The sequence below is a fragment of the Kitasatospora sp. NPDC005856 genome, from assembly GCF_040629945.1.
Lineage (GTDB): Bacteria > Actinomycetota > Actinomycetes > Streptomycetales > Streptomycetaceae > Kitasatospora.
Genome location: NZ_JBEXWT010000070.1, coordinates 15,631 through 35,046, shown reverse-complemented (window position 1 = coordinate 35,046; position 19,416 = coordinate 15,631). Strand labels below are relative to the sequence as shown.

General features: G+C 73.7%; 16 protein-coding genes. 11 read left to right on the top strand and 5 right to left on the bottom strand.

What is annotated here, in order from left to right:
- Positions 1 to 125 precede the first annotated feature (125 nt).
- From ABZ449_RS31295 to ABZ449_RS31280, 4 genes are all read left to right on the top strand, one after another.
- Positions 126 to 965: a putative RNA methyltransferase gene (locus tag ABZ449_RS31295; RefSeq protein WP_360352904.1), complete on the top strand. Its 840-nt coding sequence runs from the start codon at positions 126 to 128 to the stop codon at positions 963 to 965.
- 221 nt (positions 966 to 1,186) lie between these two features.
- Positions 1,187 to 2,647, top strand: a complete 1,461-nt coding sequence (locus ABZ449_RS31290) for an ATP-binding protein (RefSeq protein ID WP_360352902.1) — start codon at positions 1,187 to 1,189, stop codon at positions 2,645 to 2,647.
- The gene (locus ABZ449_RS31285; RefSeq protein WP_360352900.1) at positions 2,644 to 3,054 is read left to right on the top strand and encodes a nucleotide pyrophosphohydrolase; all 411 of its coding nucleotides are present in this window, start codon (positions 2,644 to 2,646) and stop codon (positions 3,052 to 3,054) included. The genes ABZ449_RS31290 and ABZ449_RS31285 overlap by 4 nt, the downstream gene beginning before the upstream one ends.
- A gap of 174 nt (positions 3,055 to 3,228) precedes the next feature.
- Positions 3,229 to 3,945, top strand: a complete 717-nt coding sequence (locus ABZ449_RS31280; RefSeq protein ID WP_360352898.1) for a DUF6099 family protein — start codon at positions 3,229 to 3,231, stop codon at positions 3,943 to 3,945.
- Here the strand turns inward: ABZ449_RS31280 and ABZ449_RS31275 are convergent.
- Positions 3,882 to 4,127, bottom strand: coding sequence for a hypothetical protein (locus tag ABZ449_RS31275; RefSeq protein ID WP_360352896.1), 246 nt, complete (start codon positions 4,125 to 4,127; stop codon positions 3,882 to 3,884). The genes ABZ449_RS31280 and ABZ449_RS31275 overlap by 64 nt on opposite strands.
- 454 nt (positions 4,128 to 4,581) lie before the next feature.
- Between ABZ449_RS31275 and helR the strand changes: the two genes are divergently transcribed.
- Positions 4,582 to 6,738 (top strand): RNA polymerase recycling motor ATPase HelR, encoded by a 2,157-nt coding sequence (gene helR, locus ABZ449_RS31270; protein WP_360352894.1) that lies wholly within the window; start codon positions 4,582 to 4,584, stop codon positions 6,736 to 6,738.
- 105 nt (positions 6,739 to 6,843) lie between these two features.
- On the opposite strand, the gene dapD is transcribed toward helR, so the two are convergent.
- Positions 6,844 to 7,848: a 2,3,4,5-tetrahydropyridine-2,6-dicarboxylate N-succinyltransferase gene (dapD, locus tag ABZ449_RS31265; RefSeq protein WP_360352892.1), complete on the bottom strand. Its 1,005-nt coding sequence runs from the start codon at positions 7,846 to 7,848 to the stop codon at positions 6,844 to 6,846.
- 141 nt (positions 7,849 to 7,989) lie between these two features.
- On the opposite strand from dapD, the gene ABZ449_RS31260 reads away from it, so the two are divergent.
- The 3 genes from ABZ449_RS31260 to argF all read left to right on the top strand — a co-directional run bounded on the left by ABZ449_RS31260 (position 7,990) and on the right by argF (position 13,564).
- Positions 7,990 to 9,615, top strand: a complete 1,626-nt coding sequence (locus ABZ449_RS31260; protein ID WP_360352890.1) for a 3' terminal RNA ribose 2'-O-methyltransferase Hen1 — start codon at positions 7,990 to 7,992, stop codon at positions 9,613 to 9,615.
- Positions 9,612 to 12,389, top strand: coding sequence for a polynucleotide kinase-phosphatase (locus tag ABZ449_RS31255; RefSeq protein WP_360352888.1), 2,778 nt, complete (start codon positions 9,612 to 9,614; stop codon positions 12,387 to 12,389). The genes ABZ449_RS31260 and ABZ449_RS31255 overlap by 4 nt, the downstream gene beginning before the upstream one ends.
- Positions 12,390 to 12,562: 173 nt before the next feature.
- The gene (argF, locus tag ABZ449_RS31250) at positions 12,563 to 13,564 is read left to right on the top strand and encodes an ornithine carbamoyltransferase (RefSeq protein WP_360352886.1); all 1,002 of its coding nucleotides are present in this window, start codon (positions 12,563 to 12,565) and stop codon (positions 13,562 to 13,564) included.
- A gap of 55 nt (positions 13,565 to 13,619) precedes the next feature.
- Here argF and ABZ449_RS31245 read toward each other — a convergent pair whose 3' ends face one another.
- The 3 genes from ABZ449_RS31245 to ABZ449_RS31235 all read right to left on the bottom strand — a co-directional run bounded on the left by ABZ449_RS31245 (position 13,620) and on the right by ABZ449_RS31235 (position 15,146).
- A complete protein-coding gene (locus ABZ449_RS31245) occupies positions 13,620 to 14,153 on the bottom strand; it encodes a superoxide dismutase family protein (protein ID WP_360352884.1) in 534 nt (177 codons plus the stop codon).
- 81 nt (positions 14,154 to 14,234) lie between these two features.
- The gene (locus ABZ449_RS31240; protein WP_360352882.1) at positions 14,235 to 14,636 is read right to left on the bottom strand and encodes a type II toxin-antitoxin system VapC family toxin; all 402 of its coding nucleotides are present in this window, start codon (positions 14,634 to 14,636) and stop codon (positions 14,235 to 14,237) included.
- 150 nt (positions 14,637 to 14,786) lie between these two features.
- On the bottom strand, positions 14,787 to 15,146 hold the full coding sequence (locus ABZ449_RS31235; protein WP_360352880.1) for a hypothetical protein: 360 nt from the start codon (positions 15,144 to 15,146) through the stop codon (positions 14,787 to 14,789).
- 30 nt (positions 15,147 to 15,176) lie between these two features.
- Here ABZ449_RS31235 and ABZ449_RS31230 point away from each other — a divergent pair, with 30 nt between their 5' ends.
- The 3 genes from ABZ449_RS31230 (at position 15,177) to acnA (ending at position 19,246) form a co-directional block, all read left to right on the top strand.
- Positions 15,177 to 16,253 carry a hypothetical protein gene (locus tag ABZ449_RS31230; RefSeq protein ID WP_360352878.1) on the top strand — a complete coding sequence of 359 codons (1,077 nt, stop codon included), beginning with the start codon at positions 15,177 to 15,179 and terminating at the stop codon, positions 16,251 to 16,253.
- Positions 16,250 to 16,417, top strand: coding sequence for a hypothetical protein (locus tag ABZ449_RS31225; protein ID WP_360352876.1), 168 nt, complete (start codon positions 16,250 to 16,252; stop codon positions 16,415 to 16,417). The genes ABZ449_RS31230 and ABZ449_RS31225 overlap by 4 nt, the downstream gene beginning before the upstream one ends.
- 183 nt (positions 16,418 to 16,600) lie before the next feature.
- Entirely contained in the window at positions 16,601 to 19,246 is a 2,646-nt protein-coding gene (gene acnA, locus ABZ449_RS31220; protein ID WP_360352875.1) for an aconitate hydratase AcnA, read from the top strand.
- Positions 19,247 to 19,416: the final 170 nt, after the last annotated feature.

Here is a 19,416-nt window from a genome sequence, read left to right as displayed (position 1 = left end):
GTCCTGGTCGGTTGCGCGCTGAGGCGCCGGGCGGGGGCGGCGGGCCGGGGCGGCGGGTCCGCCGAGGTCGTTAGGCTGGCTGGCACCCCGACCGGCCGGGGCGTACGGCGAGAGAAGACGGAACCTTGCTCCAGGACATCGAGCGCTACCTGGCCTGCCCGCACTGCGCGCAGGCCCTCACCCGGCACGACCGCAGCCTGCGCTGCCCGGCCGGACACAGCTTCGACCTCGCCAAGCAGGGCTACGTCAGCCTCCTCGCCGGCGACGCCCACACCGGCACCGGGGACACCGCCGAGATGGTCGCGGCCCGCGCGGACTTCCTCGCCGCCGGGCACTACCGGCCGATCGCCGAGGCGCTGGCGCAGGAGGCCTCCACCGTCGTCGCCGGTGACTCCGACGGCCTGGTCGCCGACCTCGGTGCCGGCACCGGCCACTACCTGGCGCACGTCCTGGACGCCCTGCCCGGCACGGTCGGCGCGGCCCTGGACATCTCCAAGTTCGCGCTGCGCCGCGCCGCCAGGGCACACCCCCGGATCGGTGCGGTGGTGTGCGACGCCTGGCGTCCGCTGCCGCTGCGGGACGCCTCGGCCGAGCTGATGCTCAACGTGTTCGCCCCGCGCAACGGGCCCGAGATCCGCCGGGTGCTGCGCCCCGGCGGCACCCTGCTGCTGGTCTCGCCGACCGCCCGCCACCTGCGCGAACTCGTGGACGCCCTGGGCCTGTTGTCGGTGGACGAGGAGAAGCAGCGGCGGATCGACGAGAAGCTCGGGCCGTACCTGGAGCCCGTGGGGCGGCGGGAGGTCGAGTTCACCCTGCGGCTCGGCCCGCAGGACGTGCGTACCGTCGTCGGCATGGGGCCGAGCGCCTGGCACACCGACCCGGAGCGGCTCGGTGCCGCGCTCGCGGGGCTGCCGGATCCGGTCGAGGTGACGGCCTCGGTGACGGTGGCCGCGTACCGGCGCTGAACGCCTCGTCGGGATGGAGCCGAGCGCCTCGTCGGGGTGAAGCCGAGCGCCTCGTCGGGGTGAAGTCGGGGTGAAAGCGCCACGTTGGGATGAATCTGGCGCGCAGGCACGTTTCTGCCGGTCGGCCTGCGGCTAACGTCCGACGGGTGAACCGCGACGCCACCAGGCCCGCAGGGCCGTCCCACCTCCGAGCGGGCGCCCCGCGGCCCGACCGGCCGCCCGTGCCACGCCCCACCGTCGAGGAGCTCCGGCTCACCTCGTTCAAGTCCTACCGGCGTGCGGTGCTGCCGCTCGCGCCCCTCACCGTGCTGCACGGACCCGCCGGGGTCGGCAAGTCCAACGCCCTCGACGCCCTGGCCGTGCTGTCCCGGCTGGCCCTCGGCGAGGAGATCGCCGACTCGCTGGACGGGCTGCCCGGGCGCACCGGTCCGCTCGCCGAGCCCGTCCGCGGCGGCCTGGACGGGTGCGTGCCGCACGGGCGGGACGCGATCATCCTCGGCTGCACCGTCCGCTCGCCGCACGGCCTGATCCGGCTCGACCTGGTGGTCCGCACCGACGGCCCGGTCCGGATCGCCCGGGAGTCGCTCACCCTCGACGGCCGGACCCTGATGGACACCGGCGAGCAGGACGTCCGCAACCGGCGGGTCAACGTCTGCTGGCACAACGACACCCGTCAGGGTGACATCCGGGCGCCGTTCCCCAGCGGCACGATGATCACCGCGCAGCTGCCGCTGCGGGTCGCCGGTTCGTCGGCCGGCGAGTGCCTCGTCCTCGCCGCCACCGAGGACCTGCTCACGGCGTTGCGCGAGGTCTTCCCGCTGCACCCCGTCCCCGCACTGATGCGCGGCTGGGCCCGGTCCGACCCGCAGGCCCGGCTGCGCAGCAACGCCGCCAACATCTCCGCCGTCGTCGCCCGGCTGAGCAACGAGTGCCCGCGCCGGTACGGGCAGCTGCTGCGCGCCGTGCAGTCCGCCGCCCCGCACCCGCTGCTCGGGCTCACCCTGGCCGAGCGGGAGAGCGCGGGCGTGCGACGGGTCCTCGCCGTCTTCGACGAGGGCGTCCTCGGGCGCACCGGGGCCGACCAGGCCTCCGACGGCATGCTGCGCCACCTCGCCTTCGCCGCGGTGCTGCTGACCGGGGCCGGGGTCCTGGACCTCGACGTGGCCGCCGAGGTGCCCTGGGCGCACCGGCAGCTCACCGTGCTGGCCGAGGACCTGGGCGCCGGGCTCTCGGCTGAGCAGACCGCCACGCTGCTGAGGCTGGCCCGGGACATGGCGGAGCGCAGCCAGCTGCGGGTGGTCGCGGCCCTGCAGGAGCCGGTGGCGGCGCGGGAGGTGCTGGGCGGCTCGCCCGGGGGCGGAGTGGTGCTGGTGGAGTGCCGGCGGGATCCGGACTCGGGGTTCACGGTGCTGCGGCCGGAGACCGCGCGGGTGCCGGTGCAGGGCGGGCGCGGGGAGGCGGCCGGGGAGGCGGAGGACGGGGCCGGCGGCGCCGACGGGGGTGCGGTGGCGGGCGCGGGCCGGTCGGCCGGGGGCGCGGATCGCGCGGCGGAGGAGCCGGCGCGGGGGCCGGCGGAGCCGTCGGCGGGTCCGGAGGGGGCGGCCGGATCCCCGGCGGGCGGCGGGGCGTTTCCGTCGGGCGCTGGGGCGGCGGGCCGAGATGCGGTAGACCTGGAGGGGTGAGCGAACGAGTGACGGGGCCGGCGGAGCCCACCGTGGAGGCCTTGCGGCAGCGGCTGGTGGATTTCGCGGCGGCCCGGCGGTGGGAGCCCTTCCACACCCCGAAGAACCTGGCGGCGGCCCTGAGCGTGGAGGCGGGGGAGCTGCTGGAGATCTTCCAGTGGCTGACGCCCGAGCAGGCCGACGCGGTGATGTCCGACCCGGAGCGCGCCCACCGCGTGCACGACGAGGTCGCGGACGTGCTGGCGTACCTGCTGCAGTTCTGCACGGCGGTGGGGGTGGATCCGCTGGAGGCCCTGGCGGCCAAGATCGAGCGGAACGAACTCCGCTTCCCGGTGCCGACGGACTCGGTCGACACCGTCGACCATGTGGTCGGCGTCAACTCGGACGTGGACGACCAACCCTTGTGAGGGATGGAAGTTATCCACAATCCCCGAGTTTTCCACAGCTTCTGACAACGTGGATGCGCGTCCGCACTCTTCCTCGCACGCTTTCGCCGTGACCAGCCGTCACCACTCGGGCCGCCCCTTCCGGCGGCCGGGTCGACGGCGAGAGCGAGCGAGCGAGCGAGGGGAGCGGTGGCCATGGAGGCGCTGCGACTGATCAAGACGGCCCGGCACGCCCTGGCCGAGGCCAGGCACGTACCGGACGTGCTGGCCGAGGCGCGGCAGGCCGCGCTGCTCACCGAGGCGGTGGGCGCCAGGCTGGCGGAGTCGGAGGACGAGGAGCTCACCGGGCTGGGGCAGCAGCTGTCCGAAGCCGGGGCGCACGCGGCGGTCTGCCTGGACCGCTCCGTCGTCCGGGCCGCCCTGGTGAGCGGCGGCCGGGCCGCGCGGCTCACCGACCTGGGGGACTTGGCGCCGGCCCTGGGGGCGCTGGACGGGTTGCTCCAGGAGGTCGGCGAGACGCTGGTGGTGCTGGCCTGCGGGGCGGACACCGAGAGCCTCTACTGGACGTGCATCGACGGCGTGGACGCGGTGTCGGAGTGCAAGGACCTGACCGTACGGCTGCGTGCGGCGGCGGTCCGGGCCGGGGAAGCGCAGCCCGCGGCGCTCGGCGGGGCCGAACGGGAGCGGGAGCAGGCCGGCGGCGGGGCGCCGTTACTGGTGGTCAGGCTCGGCCCGCCGGGCGAAGCGGATCCGCCGGGCGGTGGCGGCGCGGCGAGCGGCAGCGGCTCGCCCTCCGGCGGCGGCCCGCCCGGTGAGGGCGGGCCGGCCGAGGAGGAACCGGTGGTGGGCTACCGGGTGCCCGGCGTGCCGGGCGTGCCCGAGGTGTCGGAGGTGTCCGTGCCGGTCGGATAGGCGGTGGAGCCGGTGCTTCCGGGGACGGAGCCCTGGAGTTCGGCGAGGTCCGCGGTGACGGAGGCGAGCAGTTCCTGCATCTGCTCCAGCAGGCTCTTGGGGGTGGCGGGTCCGGCCGAGGTGCCGTCGGCCGAGCCCGACGGGCTGCTCGGGAGCTGCGGCGTGGCAGATGGTTCGGACATGACGGGACCTCTTCGGATCGGTGGTGCGGTGTGGAGCGGCCGACGGTGGCTCGGACCGCACGGCGGGAGGCGGCAGTCGCCCGCCACCGGGGCACCCACCCCCGCCGTTGCACTCAACGAACCGCCCCGGAGGCCGTCACCCGGACACCACCCGATGCGGTCCAACTCGGTTGCGCGGTAAGCCTCCCGGGTGAGCCGGGGTTGCCGTGGCGGCACCACCTCGGCTAGGCGCGGCCGTGCCCGCCCGGCGCGAAGCGGGGTGGTGATCGGCGATGCGGAGGAGGGCGTGGTCGAACACGCCCGGAAAGGAGCCGGAGACGATCCGGAGACGAGTGGGAGATGACCTGGGGGAGAACCCACCCCTTGCCACTCTCAACGTATAGCGCATGGGGGGTCTTGCGGCAAGGCCCCAGTGGTGGCGCACAATCGCAGGCCTCAGATCGGAGCTGATGCCATGAACAGCCGGACCACCAGTGCGTTCGACCTTCCCGCCCGCCTCGCCGCCAAGGCCGACCCGGCGCTGATCGGCGAGGACGAGCGGCACTTCGCGGCTGTCGCGGAGAGCCTGGAGGAGTCGGTCGCCGAGCTGTCCGGCCGCCTCGACGCGCTGCGCCGGGCGCCGGGCGGCCTCGGCCGGGAGGCGATGGACCGGGACGTCGAGGTGCACAGGCTGACGGGGCGGCTGCGCGCCCTGCGCCGCTTCGGCCTGGACCTGTGCCTGGGGCGGGTCGTCCTCGCGGACGACCCGGAGCCGGTGTACATCGGGCGGCTCGGCCTCACCGACAGCGAGGGGCGCCGGCTGCTGGTCGACTGGCGCTCGCCCGCGGCCGAGCCGTTCTTCGCGGCCACCCACGCCGATCCGATGGGCCTGGTGAGCCGGCGCCGGTACCGCTGGACCGGTGGCCGGATCGCCGACTACTGGGACGAGGTGTTCGCCGCCGACGCTCTGGAGGGGCACGCCGCGCTGGACGACCAGTCCGCGTTCATCGCCGGCCTGGGCGGCGGCCGGTCGGCCCGGATGCGGGACGTCCTGGCCACCATCCAGGCCGACCAGGACGCCGTCATCCGGGCCGGGTCCCGGGGTGCGCTGGTCGTCGACGGCGGCCCGGGCACCGGCAAGACGGTCGTCGCCCTGCACCGTTCCGCGTACCTGCTCTACTCCGACCCCCGGCTCGGCCACCGACGCGGCGGCGTGCTGTTCGTCGGCCCGCACCAGCCCTACCTGGCCTACGTCGCCGACGTCCTGCCGAGCCTCGGCGAGGAGGGGGTGCGCACCTGCACCGTGCGGGACCTCGTCGCCGAAGGCGCGAAGGCCGGGGCGGAGGCCGACGCGGAGGTGGCCCGACTGAAGTCCTCGGTCGACATGGTGAAGGCGATCGAGAAGGCCGTCCGGTTCTACGAGGAGCCGCCCACCGAGGGGATGGAGGTCACCACCCACTGGGCCGACCTCTGGCTGAGCGCCGAGGACTGGTCCGACGCGTTCGACGCGCCGGACCCGGGCACCCCGCACAACGAGGCCCGCGAGCAGATCTGGGAGGAGCTGGCCACGATCCTGATGGACAAGCTGGACGAGGACGAGGGGGTCTCGCCCGAGCTGTTCCGCCGGTCGCTGCGGCAGGACCGCGAGCTGACCGAGACGCTCAACCGGGCCTGGCCGCTGCTCGAAGCGGCCGACCTGGTCGGAGACCTCTGGTCGGTGCCCGCCTACCTGCGGATGTGCGCGCCCCGGCTCGCACCCGAGGAGGTCCGCAGGCTCCAGCGCAAGGACGCGCCCCAGGCCTGGACGGTGTCCGACCTGCCGCTCCTGGACGCGGCCCGGCAGCGGCTCGGCGATCCGGGGGCGGACCGGCGCCGGCGCCGGCGGGAGGCCGCGGCGGCCGCCGAGCGCGCGCGGATGGCCGACGTCATCGGTGACCTGCTGCAGGCCGACGACGACGGCGAGGGCGCGGTGACGATGCTGCGCGGGCGCGACCTCCAGGACACCCTGGTCGACGAGACGGCCCTGCCCGTCGCCGACCCGGAGCCGCTCGCCGGGCCGTTCGCGCACATCGTGGTGGACGAGGCCCAGGAACTGACCGACGCGGAGTGGCAGATGCTGCTGCTGCGCTGCCCGTCCCGGAGCTTCACCATCGTCGGGGACCGGGCGCAGGCCAGGCACGGCTTCACGGAGTCCTGGCCGGAACGGCTGGAGCGGATCGGGCTCGACCGGACGACGGTGGCCTCGCTGAGCATCAACTACCGGACGCCGGAGGAGGTCATGGCCGAGGCCGAGCCCGCGATCCGGGCCGCACTGCCGGACGCCAATGTGCCGACCTCCGTCCGCAGCAGCGGAATCCCCGTCGTGCACGGGTCGCTGGCGGAGCTGGACGCCGTCCTGGACGGCTGGCTGGCCGAGCACGACGAGGGGATCGCCTGTGTGATCGGCCTGCCCGGCTTCGAGGCGCGGCCGCGGGTCCGGTCGCTGACCCCGGAGCTGTCCAAGGGGCTCGAGTTCGACCTGGTCGTCCTGGTCGATCCGGAGGCGTTCGGCGGGGGCGTCGAGGGAGCGGTCGACCGCTACGTCGCGATGACCAGGGCGACCCAGCGGCTGGTGGTCCTCAGGAGTTCCTGAGGAGGCGGTGAGAGGAACGGAGAACGGGATGCGGAAGGAGGGGCCGGATGGCGAAAGGGGCCCGGCAGCGCGCGGCGCCGGACCCCAACGACCACTGCCCGCAGGTCAGTTGTGGGCGTGCAGGTCGGCGTTCAGGCCGCCCCAGGAGCCGGAGCGGGCGATGACCTCGACCGCGCCGCTCTGCGAGTTGCGGCGGAACAGCAGGTTGTCCTGGCCGGACAGCTCGACGGCCTTGGCCACCGTGCCGTCCGGGGTGGTGACCCGGGTCCCGGCGGTCACGTACAGGCCGGCCTCGACCACGCAGTCGCTGCCGAGCGAGATGCCGATGCCCGCGTTGGCGCCGAGCAGGCAGCGCTCTCCGACCGAGACGACCTGCTTGCCGCCGCCGGACAGGGTGCCCATGATCGAGGCGCCGCCACCGATGTCGCTGTGGTCGCCGACGACGACGCCCGCGCTGATCCGGCCCTCGACCATGGAGGTGCCCAGGGTGCCGGCGTTGAAGTTGACGAAGCCCTCGTGCATCACGGTGGTGCCGACGGCCAGGTGCGCGCCGAGCCGGACGCGGTCGGCGTGGGCGATGCGCACACCGGTCGGGGCGACGTAGTCGGTCATCCGCGGGAACTTGTCGATCCCGTACACGGCCAGCTGGCCGCCCTGGGCGCGCACGGCCAGGCGGGCCTGCTCGACCTTGTCCACCGGGACGGGGCCGATGCTGGTCCACGCGACGTTGGCCAGCAGGCCGAAGACGCCGTCCAGGTTCTGGCCGTGCGGCTTCACCAGACGGTGGCTGAGCAGGTGCAGACGCAGGTACACGTCGTGGGTGTCGAGCGGCTTCTCGTCCAGAGAGGCGATGGTGGTGCGCACGGCGACCACCTCGACGCCACGGCGCGCGTCGGCGCGCAGCGCCTCGGCCGCGCCGGCGCCGAGCTCGGCCTCGGCCTGCTCGGCGGTCAGGCGGACGGTGCCGGCCGGGCCGGGCTCGGCGGTCAGCGCGGGGGCGGGGAACCAGGTGTCGAGGACGGTGCCGTCGGCGGCGATGGTGGCCAGACCGGCGGCCACGGCGCCGTTCGCCGCGGAGGTGGATTCGAGCGAGGTGGATTCAGCAGTCACACCGTGCACGTTAACCAATGCGGAGCCCCGCTGCCGAACACGCCCACCGGGCGGACGCGCCGTTCGGACGTGCTGGTCGGCGGCCCGAGGGGCGGGAAAACCCCGTGCTCGCAGCGCCGGCGCTGGGCAATACTTCAGCGGGTGTTCATGTCGATCTCCACCACCGGCAGCGCCGCGGACCCGGCCACGGACCTCGGGTTCCTGCTGCACAAGCACCCCGACAAGGTCCAGCGGTTCACCACGTCGCACGGCGAGGCCCACGTCTTCTACCCCGAGGCGGGGGACGAGGTCTGCACGGCGGCGCTGCTGCTGGACATCGACCCGGTCGCACTGGTCCGCAAGGGCCGGGGCGACGGAAGGGGGCGCGGCGGTTCGCCCGATTTCGCGCTCTCCCAGTACGTCAACGATCGCCCGTACGCCGCGTCCTCGCTGCTCGCGGTGGCGCTGCGGACGGTGTTCCGGTCCGCGATGAAGGGTGCCTGCCCGGCCCGCCCCGAACTGCCCGGGCGGGCCCGCCCGCTGCGGATCGAACTGCCCGCCGTGCCCGCCAACGGCACAGGTGACGGTGGCGGCCCGGCCCTGGTGGTCCGGCTGTTCGAACCGCTGGGCTGGCAGGTCGAGGCGACGGCGATCCCGCTGGACGAGTCGTTCCCCGAGTGGGGCGAGTCCCGCTACGTGCGGATCGCGCTCTCCTCCGGGGCGGTGCGGCTCGCCGACGCGCTCCACCAGCTGTACGTGCTGCTGCCGGTGCTGGACGGTGCCAAGCACTACTGGGTCGCCCCGGACGAGGTGGACAAGCTGCTCGCCGCCGGTCAGGGCTGGCTGGCGGCCCACCCGGAGCGCGCCCTGATCACCCGCCGCTACCTGGCCCGGCGCTGGTCGCTGACCCGGGCCGCGATGGAGCGCCTGGAGCTGGCCCGGCTGGCGGAGGCCGACGACCGCGAGGTCGAGGAGATCGACAACGCGGTCGACGACCGGCCCGAGGAGGAGGCCGGGGATGGGGCCGAAGGCGCGACCGGGGAGCGGCCGGAGCCCAGGCAGCCCTCCCTCGCCGAGCAGCGCCGCGCCGCGATCCTCACCGTGCTGCGCGAGAACGGCGCCGCCCGTATCGCCGATCTCGGCTGCGGCCAGGGCGAGTTGATCGGCGAGCTGCTCAAGGACGCCCGGTTCACCGGGATCCTCGGCGTGGACGTCTCCGCCCGGGCGCTGCGGGCGGCGAGTCGTAAGCTGGGCCTGGAGCGGTTGTCGGAGCGTCAGGCGGCCCGGGTGACCCTGGCCCAGGGAGCGCTCACCTACACCGACGCCCGGCTCAAGGGCTTCGACGCGGCGGTGCTGTGCGAGGTGATCGAGCACCTGGACCTGCCGCGACTGCCCGCGCTGGAGTACGCGGTGTTCGGCGCCGCCCGGCCGAGGACGGTCGTGGTCACCACGCCGAACGCCGAGTACAACGTCCGCTGGGAGAGCCTGCCGGCGGGAGCCGTCCGGCACGCCGACCACCGCTTCGAGTGGTCCCGGACCGAGTTCCGCGCCTGGGCCGGGAAGGTCGCCGCCGCGTACGGCTACACCGTGGAGCTGCGCCCGGTCGGCCCGGAGGACGAGGAGGTCGGCGCCCCGACCCAGCTGGCCCTGTTCACCACGACCGCCTCGCCCGCCACGGCCACCGGACCCGCCGCGGCCACCGGACCCGCCACGGCCACGACGCCCGAGACGATGCCCGCGCCCGCCGCGGCCACGACGCCCGAAGGAGAAGGAGGCGAGCCCCGATGACCGATGACCCGACCGGCACCCCCACCCCTGGCGACGACCAGGACCAGGACCAGAACCAGGACCAGAACCAGAACGAGAACCAGGACCAGGACCAGGACCAGGACCAGGACCAGGACCAGGACAGCGCGGAGAGTGCCACCCCTCGCCGCCTCCCCGTCACCGACGTCTCCCTCGTCGTCCTGATCGGCACCAGCGGCGCGGGCAAGTCCACCTTCGCCCGCCGCCACTTCCTGCCCACCCAGGTGGTCTCCTCCGACTTCTGCCGCGGCCTGGTCGCCGACGACGAGAACGACCAGTCCGCCTCCGCCGAGGCCTTCGACCTCCTGCACTACATCGTCGGCAAGCGCCTGGCGGCCGGCCGGCTGACCGTCGTGGACGCCACCAACGTGCAGCCCGAGGCCCGCCGTCAGCTGGTCGCGATCGCCCGCGAGCACGACGTGCTGCCGATCGCGATCGTCCTGGACGTCCCGCCGGGGGTGTGCGCCGAGCGCAACCGCTCCCGCCCGGACCGCCGGCTGCCGGCCCACGTGATCCCCCGCCAGCACCGCGAGCTGCGCCGTTCCCTCCGGGGCCTGGAGCGCGAGGGCTTCCGCAAGGTGCACGTCCTGCGCGGCGAGGCCGAGGTGGCGACGGCCGGGATCGAGCTGGAGAAGCGCTACAACGACCTGCGCCACCTCACCGGCCCGTTCGACATCGTCGGGGACATCCACGGCTGCCGCTCCGAGCTGGAGACCCTGCTGACCCGGCTCGGCTACGCCCTCACCCGGGATGCCGGGGGCCGACCGGTGGACGCCGCGCACCCCGCGGGCCGCACCGCCGTGTTCGTCGGCGACCTGGTCGACCGCGGCCCCGACACCCCGGGCGTGCTGCGCCTGGTGATGGGCATGGTGGCGGCCGGCCACGCGCTCTGCGTGCCGGGCAACCACGAGAACAAGCTCGGCCGGGCACTGGACGGCAAGAAGGTCAACGTCGCCTACGGCCTCCAGGAGTCACTGGAACAGCTGGCCGGGGAGAGCGAGGAGTTCCGGGCCGAGGCCCGCGCGTTCATGCGCGGCCTGGTCAGCCACTACCTGCTGGACGGCGGTGCCCTGGTGGTCTGCCACGCCGGGCTGCCGGAGCGGTTCCACGGCCGCAACTCCGGCCGGGTCCGCTCGCACGCGCTGTACGGGGAGACCACCGGCGAGACCGACGAGTACGGCCTGCCGGTGCGCTACCCGTGGGCGGAGGAGTACCGGGGCCGGGCGCTGGTGGTCTACGGCCACACCCCGGTGCCGGCCGCGAGCTTCGTCAACAACACCGTCTGCCTGGACACCGGCTGCGTCTTCGGCGGCAGTCTGACCGCGCTGCGCTACCCGGAACGCGAGCTGGTGAGCGTCGAGGCCGAGCGCGAGTGGTACGCCCCGGTGCGCCCGCTGATCACCGACGCGCCGGGCGCCCGCGAGGGCCGTCCGCTGGACCTCGCCGACGTGGCGGGGCGCCGGATCGTCGAGACCGGGCTGCACGGGCGGGTGGCCGTCCGCGAGGAGAACGCGGCCGCCGCGCTGGAGGTGATGAGCCGCTTCGCGCTGGACCCGCGGCTGCTCGCCTACCTGCCGCCGACGATGGCGCCGAGCGCGACCTCCCGCCGGGACGGCTACCTGGAGCACCCGGAGGAGGCCTTCCTCGGCTACCGGGCGGACGGCGTGCGGCACCTGGTCTGCGAGGAGAAGCACATGGGCTCGCGCGCGGTGCTGCTGGTCGCCCGGGACGGGGCCGCACTGGAGCGCCGCTTCGGCGTGGCCGGACCCGGCGCGATCTGGACCCGGACCGGCCGTGCCTTCCTCGCCGACGAGGAGCTGACCGGCGCCGTGCTCGACCGGGTCCGGGCCGCCGCCGAGCGATCCGGGCTGTTCGAGGAGCTGGCCAGCGACTGGCTGCTGCTGGACGCCGAGCTGATGCCCTGGTCGCTGAAAGCGGTGGAGCTGCTGCGCCGCCAGTACGCGGCGGTCGGCGCGGCGGCGGGCGCCGCCCTGCCGGAGGTGCTGTCCGCGCTGGAGCGGGCGGCCGGGCGCGGCCTGGACCTGGCCGGCCTGACCGCCCGCCAGCGGCAGCGCGCGGCCGACGCGCGGGCGTTCACCGAGGCGTACCGGCGCTACTGCTGGCCGACCGAGGGCCTGTCGGGCATCCGGCTCGCGCCGTTCCAGCTGCTGGCGGCCGAGGGGGCGAACCTCGCGGTGCGCCCGCACGACGAACACCTGGCCTGGATCGACCGCCTGGTGGCCGCCGAAGCCCCCGACGCCCCCGACGCCCCCGACGCGCCCGACGCGCCGCACCCCGTCGCCACCGCGGAGACCCCGGAGCACCGGAAGGAGCCGGTGCTGCACCGCACCCGCCGGATCCTGGTGGACACCGAGGACGAGGCCTCGATGGCCGCCGCCACCGCCTGGTGGGAGGAGCTGACCACGGCGGGCGGCGAGGGCATGGTGGTCAAGCCGCTGGCCTCGCTGGTGCGCACCGCGCGGGGCGAGGGCCGGCCGGGCGGCCTGGTGCAGCCCGGGGTGAAGGTGCGCGGCCGGGAGTACCTGCGGATCATCTACGGTCCGGACTACACCGAGCACCTCGACCGGCTGCGCCTGCGCGCGCTGGGCCACAAGCGCTCGCTGGCGCTGCGCGAGTACGCGCTGGGCCTGGAGGCGCTGGACCGGCTGGCGGCGGGGGAGCCGCTGTGGCGGGTGCACGAGCCGGTCTTCGCGGTGCTCGCACTGGAGTCGGAGCCGGTCGACCCGCGGCTGTGACGGCTGTGACGGTCGAGGCGGGGTGAGACGGCCGTGGCGGCGGTGACAACCGCCGCCGAAGGAGGGGAGTCCCCGTGGGCTCTCCTCCTCCTCGGCACCGCTTCTGTATAGAAATTCCGAGTGTCGTATACACTTGCCGCTTTCCCGCAGTCCCGTCACCCCAGGAGCCCGGCATGGCCTTCAACCTCCGGAACAGGCACTTCCTCAAGGAGCTCGACTTCACGCCCCAGGAGTTCCGCTTCCTGGTGGACCTCGCCGCCACGCTCAAGGCGGCGAAGTACGCGGGCACCGAACAGCCCCGGCTGCGCGGCAGGAACATCGCGCTGATCTTCGAGAAGACCTCCACCCGCACCCGCTGCGCCTTCGAGGTCGCCGCCCACGACCAGGGCGCCACCACCACCTACCTGGACCCCACGGGCTCGCAGATCGGCCACAAGGAGTCCATCAAGGACACCGCCCGGGTGCTCGGCCGGATGTTCGACGGCATCGAGTACCGCGGCCACGGCCAGGAGATCGTCGAGGAGCTGGCCGAGTACGCCGGAGTCCCGGTCTGGAACGGCCTGACCGACGAGTGGCACCCCACCCAGATGCTGGCCGACGTGCTCACCGTCACCGAGCACACCGCCAAGCCGCTGTCCGAGGTCGCCCTCGCCTACCTCGGTGACGCCCGCTCCAACATGGGCAACTCGCTGCTGGTCACCGGCGCCCTGCTCGGCATGGACATCCGGATCGTCGCCCCGCGCGCGCTCTGGCCGACCGAGGAGGTGCAGAAGTCGGCTCGGGCCCTGGCCGGGACGACCGGCGCCCGGATCACGCTGACCGAGGACGTGGCCGAGGGCGTGGCCGGTGCGGACTTCCTCTACACCGACGTCTGGGTCTCGATGGGCGAGCCCAAGGAGGTCTGGGCCGAGCGGATCGGGTTGCTCAAGCCGTACCAGGTCTCCATGGACACCGTCCGGGCCACCGGCAACCCGGACGTGAAGTTCCTGCACTGCCTGCCCGCCTTCCACGACCTCGGCACGGTGGTCGGGCGGCAGATGTACGAGGCGACCGGCATGGCCGAGCTGGAGTGCACCGACGAGCTGTTCGAGTCCGCGCACTCCATCGTGTTCGACCAGGCCGAGAACCGGCTGCACACCATCAAGGCGGTGCTGGTCGCCACCCTCGGCTCCTGACCGGCCCGGCGGCCCTGACCGGACCGACCGCCCCGACCGTCACCGACCGCCCGATTCAGCCGTCCAGCTTGACGCAGGCCACCCGGTCGCCGGCCGCGTGCGGGCCGGCCGGGGTGCCCGCGTGCAGCACCAGCGAGCGTGCCTCGCCCGGCCGCGGCTGCCAGGCCACCGCGGTGGTGGCACTGCCGGCGCCCCACCGGTCGGTGCGCAGGGTCAGCCGCAGCTCGTTCCGCTCGTTGGCGTACACCGGGTCGACGGACGGCTGCACCGGGTCGACCTCGTCCTGGTAGTGCGGTCCGGAGGAGGCCGGGTCGGCCCCGCAGCCGCCGGTGTGCAGGTGCACCGGGAACTCGTGGTCGGGGGCGAGCCCGGAGGCCGTCAGGGTGAGCACCGTCCGCCCGGGCATCGCGTGGTCGGTGACGATCCGAACGTGCGAGCCGTACGGCACCAGGTCGTTCGCGTAGCTGATCGCGGCCGGCGGGACGAAGGCGGTGGCCGGGTCGAAGTCGGCCTCGACGACGGAGGCCGGCGAGGCGGCGGGGGCGAGCAGGGCCAGCGGCAGCAGGGCGGCGGCGAGCGGAGCGGTCATCGGGGCGGGGCCTTCCACGGGCGGGGCGGGGGTCGCCCTGCTAACGCGGCGGGGGCTCCGAGGACACCCGCCGGTGGCGGCTCAGTCCCGCCGGATCCCCCGGATCTCGCAGCGCGGCCCGCTGGCCCGCATCAGCCGCAGGTCGGCGGTGACCAGCGGCACGCCGTACCGCTCGGCGACCGCGACGTACGCGGCGTCGTCCGGGGTGAGGTTGTCCTTGAGCTCCCAGATCCGGCCGAGCAGCGGCGCCACCTCGACCTTGCGGATCGTCACCGCCGCGAGTTCCCCGGTGAGTTCGGCGACCCGCTCGGCGGTCAGCTCCTTGGCCAGGTAGAGCCCGCGCAGCGACTGCATCACCTCGATGACGATGTGCTCGGGTGCCACCCACTCGCCGCCGGCCGCGAGTTCCGCGCGGGCCCGGATCCCGCGCGGGCCCTGGTCGGCGAGCGCCAGCACCAGCGCGGATGCGTCCACCACGATCATCTGTCGGCCCCTGCCCGTCTCCGCACGTCGAACTCACCGGCCACGGTACCGGGGCGGCCCTCGGGCCCGTCCTCGGGATCCCTGTCGTCCCCTCCCGGCCGTGACGTGGTGGGCCGCGCGCCTGCCATCGGGAGCCCGTTCGAAGCCCGGTCAGAACCCGCCCCGGAGCCCGATCAGCAGCCCGGCCAGCAGCGAGGCGGCGTTGGCGGTGCAGGCGGCGAGCCAGGGCAGCGGGTCGCGCGGGCGGAGCCCGGCGAGCGGTCCCAGCAGCAGCGCCTCGACGGCGCAGACCGCCGCCTCGCCGAGCGCGAAGCCCGTCCAGTACGCTGCCGCCGGCCCGTCGGTCCAGTGCCGGAGGGTCCACCAGAGCAGCGGGTGCGTCACCAGGTTGACCAGGACGGCGGCCGCGGCCGCCCGCCCGGGTCGGACCCGCCCCACGCGTACGAGGGCGGCCGTGTAGACGGGCGTCTCGGTCAGCAGGGTGAGGGCGAGGGCCACCGGGTAGCGCACGGCGGGGATCGTGCCACGGGGAGGGGGAGCATGGCGACCACGAGCACGGGCACGACCGCGGGCGCGAGCGTGCCCCCGGCCACGAGCGTGCCCCCGGCCACGAGCGCGTCCCCGACCGCGCGCCCCGGCACCGCCTGGCCCGCGCCTGGCCCGGCCGCCCGGCTGGGCGCCGCGCCGTTCGCGGGCTTCGCCCTGTCGGCCGTTCTCGCCCTGGCACTGGCCCTGCGGGCGCCGACCGGCCTGGCCGTGCTGGGCCTGGCCGCCTTCGGCCTGCTGCACAACGTGCTGGAGCTGCGCTACGTGGCCGGCCGCTTCGCCACCGTGCTGACCGGCCCACTGCTGCGGCTGCTGCTGGCGCTGGTGACCGGCATCGTGCTGTGCCGCCTGCTGCCGCCCTCCCGGGCCGCCCAGTCGGCGGAGATCCTGCTCGCCTACGGCCTGCTGGCGGCGGCCTGCCGGTACGGGCTGCGCGGCCGCCCCCGGCTGCTGGCGGTGGCCGCGGCGCTGCTGGCGGTGGCCGGGGCGGCCTCGCTGGCGTTCCCGGCGTACCACTTCGTGGTGCTGGCCCATCTGCACAACGTGGTGCCGCTGCTGTTCCTGGCCGAGTGGTCGCGCCGGCTGGCGCGGGGCCGCGCGGCGTTCCTGGCACTGCAGTCGGCCTGGGTGCTGCTGGTGCCGGCCCTGCTGCTGAGCGGTCTGCTGGACGGGCTGCTGTCCCAGCGCCCGGGCGGCTGGACGGACCGGCTGGCGGCCGCGTACACCCCGCCGGCCCTCCTGACGCCGCAGGCGGGCCTGCGCTTCCTGGCGGTGTTCGCCTTCCTCCAGTCGATGCACTACGTGGTCTGGGTCTGGTTCCTGCCGCGGTACGCGCCGGAGGCGGCGGAGCGCTTCGAGGCCCGGGTGCCGGCTCTGCGCGGGGCGCGGGCCTGGGGGCTGGGCGCGGCTCCGGGGGTGCTGTTGGCGGTGTTGTTCGCCGTGGACTACGCCCAGGGCCGGTCGGTGTACGCCGCGCTGGCGAGTTACCACGCCTATCTGGAGTTCCCGGTGCTGTTGATGCTGGTTCTGGGCCCGGGAGCGAACCGGGCGCGAACGGAGGAGGAAGAGTGAGGACGATCCTGCGGGCCGACATCCTGGCCGACATCGCCCCCTCGCCGACCGGCGGTTCCGGTGGTGAGCTTGTGGTGGTGCTGCTGATGGCGGCGGCCGTCGTGGCGGGTGCGGTCTGGCTGATCAGGCTGGAGCGCAAGCGGCGCGGCCCGGACGACCGGTGAGGCACGGCATGCACTATGGTTTATCTCGACATCGAGATAACTGCCCCTTACGATATATCTCGACATCAAGATACTTGCCGAGAGGCGCTCGCCGGCGATGCGGGCGAGGTGGGCCTAAGTAAGGCTGACCTTACCACCGCGTGACGGCCGGATACCGCACGAAGCACCCAGAAGGAGTCAGTCGTGTCCGCGAACAGCTTCGACGCCCGCAGCTCGCTGCAGGTGGGCGACGAGTCGTACGAGATCTTCAAGCTCTCCGCCGTCGAGGGTTCCGAGCGGCTGCCGTACAGCCTCAAGGTGCTGCTGGAGAACCTGCTCCGCACGGAGGACGGCGCGAACATCACCGCCGACCACATCCGCGCCCTCGGCAACTGGGACGAGAACGCCCAGCCGAGCCAGGAGATCCAGTTCACCCCGGCCCGCGTGATCATGCAGGACTTCACCGGTGTGCCGTGCGTGGTCGACCTCGCCACCATGCGCGAGGCCGTCAAGGAGCTGGGCGGCGACCCGGCCAAGATCAACCCGCTGGCCCCGGCCGAGCTGGTCATCGACCACTCCGTCATCGCCGACAAGTTCGGCACCAAGGACGCGTTCACCCAGAACGTCGAGATCGAGTACGGCCGCAACAAGGAGCGCTACCAGTTCCTGCGCTGGGGCCAGACCGCCTTCGACGAGTTCAAGGTCGTCCCGCCGGGCACCGGCATCGTCCACCAGGTGAACATCGAGCACCTGGCCCGCACCGTCATGGTCCGCGGCGGCCAGGCCTACCCGGACACCTGCGTCGGCACCGACTCGCACACCACCATGGTCAACGGCCTGGGCGTGCTGGGCTGGGGCGTCGGCGGCATCGAGGCCGAGGCGGCCATGCTCGGCCAGCCGGTCTCCATGCTGATCCCGCGCGTCGTCGGCTTCAAGCTGACCGGCGAGCTGCCGGCCGGCACCACTGCCACCGACCTGGTGCTCACCATCACCGAGATGCTGCGCAAGCACGGTGTGGTCGGCAAGTTCGTCGAGTTCTACGGCGACGGCATCGGCTCCATCCCGCTGGCCAACCGCGCCACCATCGGCAACATGTCGCCGGAGTTCGGCTCGACCTGCGCGATCTTCCCGATCGACGCCGAGACCATCAACTACCTGAAGCTCACCGGCCGCGACGAGCAGCAGCTCGCCCTGGTCGAGGCGTACGCCAAGGAGCAGGGTCTCTGGCACAACCCGGCGCACGAGCCGGTCTACTCCGAGTACCTGGAGCTGGACGTCTCCACCGTCGTCCCGTCGATCTCCGGCCCGAAGCGCCCGCAGGACCGCGTGATCCTGGCCGAGGCCGCCGAGAAGTTCGCCGAGGCGCTGCCGACCTACTCCGCCGAGGCCTCGAAGCCGACCGCCGTCACCGCCCCCGACGGCTCGTCCTACGCGATCGACAACGGCGCGGTCGTGATCGCCTCGATCACCTCCTGCACCAACACCTCCAACCCCTCCGTCATGCTGGGCGCCGCCCTGCTGGCGAAGAAGGCCGTGGAGAAGGGCCTGCACGTCAAGCCCTGGGTCAAGACCACCCTGGCGCCCGGCTCCAAGGTCGTCATGGACTACTACGAGAAGGCCGGCCTGCTCCCGTACATGGAGAAGCTGGGCTTCAACCTGGTCGGTTACGGCTGCGTCACCTGCATCGGCAACTCGGGCCCGCTGCCCGAGGAGGTCTCGGCCGCCGTCAACGAGTCCGACCTCGCGGTCGTCTCGGTGCTCTCCGGCAACCGCAACTTCGAGGGCCGGATCAACCCCGACGTCAAGATGAACTACCTGGCCTCCCCGCCGCTGGTGGTCGCCTACGCCCTCGCCGGCAACATGAACGTCGACATCACCAAGGACGCCCTGGGCCAGGACGCCGACGGCAACGACGTCTTCCTCGCCGACATCTGGCCGTCCGAGCAGGAGGTCGCCGACACCGTCGCCGGCTCCATCGACGAGGCCATGTTCGACAAGGGCTACCAGGACGTCTTCGCCGGTGACCACCGCTGGCAGTCGCTCCCGGTCCCGACCGGCGACACCTTCGAGTGGGACGCCGAGTCCACCTACGTCCGCAAGCCCCCGTACTTCGAGGGCATGGCCAAGACCCCGAGCCCGGTGACCGACATCGCCGGCGCCCGCGTCCTGGCCAAGCTGGGCGACTCGGTCACCACCGACCACATCTCCCCGGCCGGCAACATCAAGCCGGGCACCCCGGCGGCGCAGTACCTGACCGCCAACGGTGTCGAGAAGCGCGACTTCAACTCCTACGGTTCCCGTCGTGGCAACCACGAGGTGATGATCCGCGGCACCTTCGCCAACATCCGCCTGCGCAACCAGATCGCGCCGGGCACCGAGGGCGGCTACACCCGCGACTTCACCCAGGCCGACGCGCCGGTGTCGTTCATCTACGACGCCTCGCAGAACTACCAGGCCGCCGGCGTCCCGCTGGTCGTCCTGGCCGGCAAGGAGTACGGCTCCGGCTCGTCCCGCGACTGGGCCGCCAAGGGCACCGCGCTGCTGGGTGTCAAGGCCGTCATCGCCGAGTCGTACGAGCGCATCCACCGCTCGAACCTGATCGGCATGGGCGTCCTGCCGCTGCAGTTCCCGGAGGGCGAGAACGCCGACTCCCTCGGCCTGACCGGCGAGGAGACCTTCTCCATCACCGGCGTGACCGAGCTCAACGAGGGCCGCACCCCGAAGACCGTCAAGGTCAAGGCGGGCGACAAGGAGTTCGACGCGGTCGTCCGCATCGACACCCCCGGTGAGGCGGACTACTACCGCAACGGCGGCATCCTGCAGTACGTGCTGCGCTCGCTGATCGGCTGAGTCCCGGCACAGGCCTGAGGAGGGGCCGGACCGCACATCGCGGTCCGGCCCCTCCTTCTTCGTGCCGCACCTTCTTCGTGCCGCACCTCCGCCCGCCGGACCTTTTCGGCCATCGCACCTTTTGCATGGTGCACCGACCGGGCCCGTCCCCTTGTGCGGTGAACGGCAGA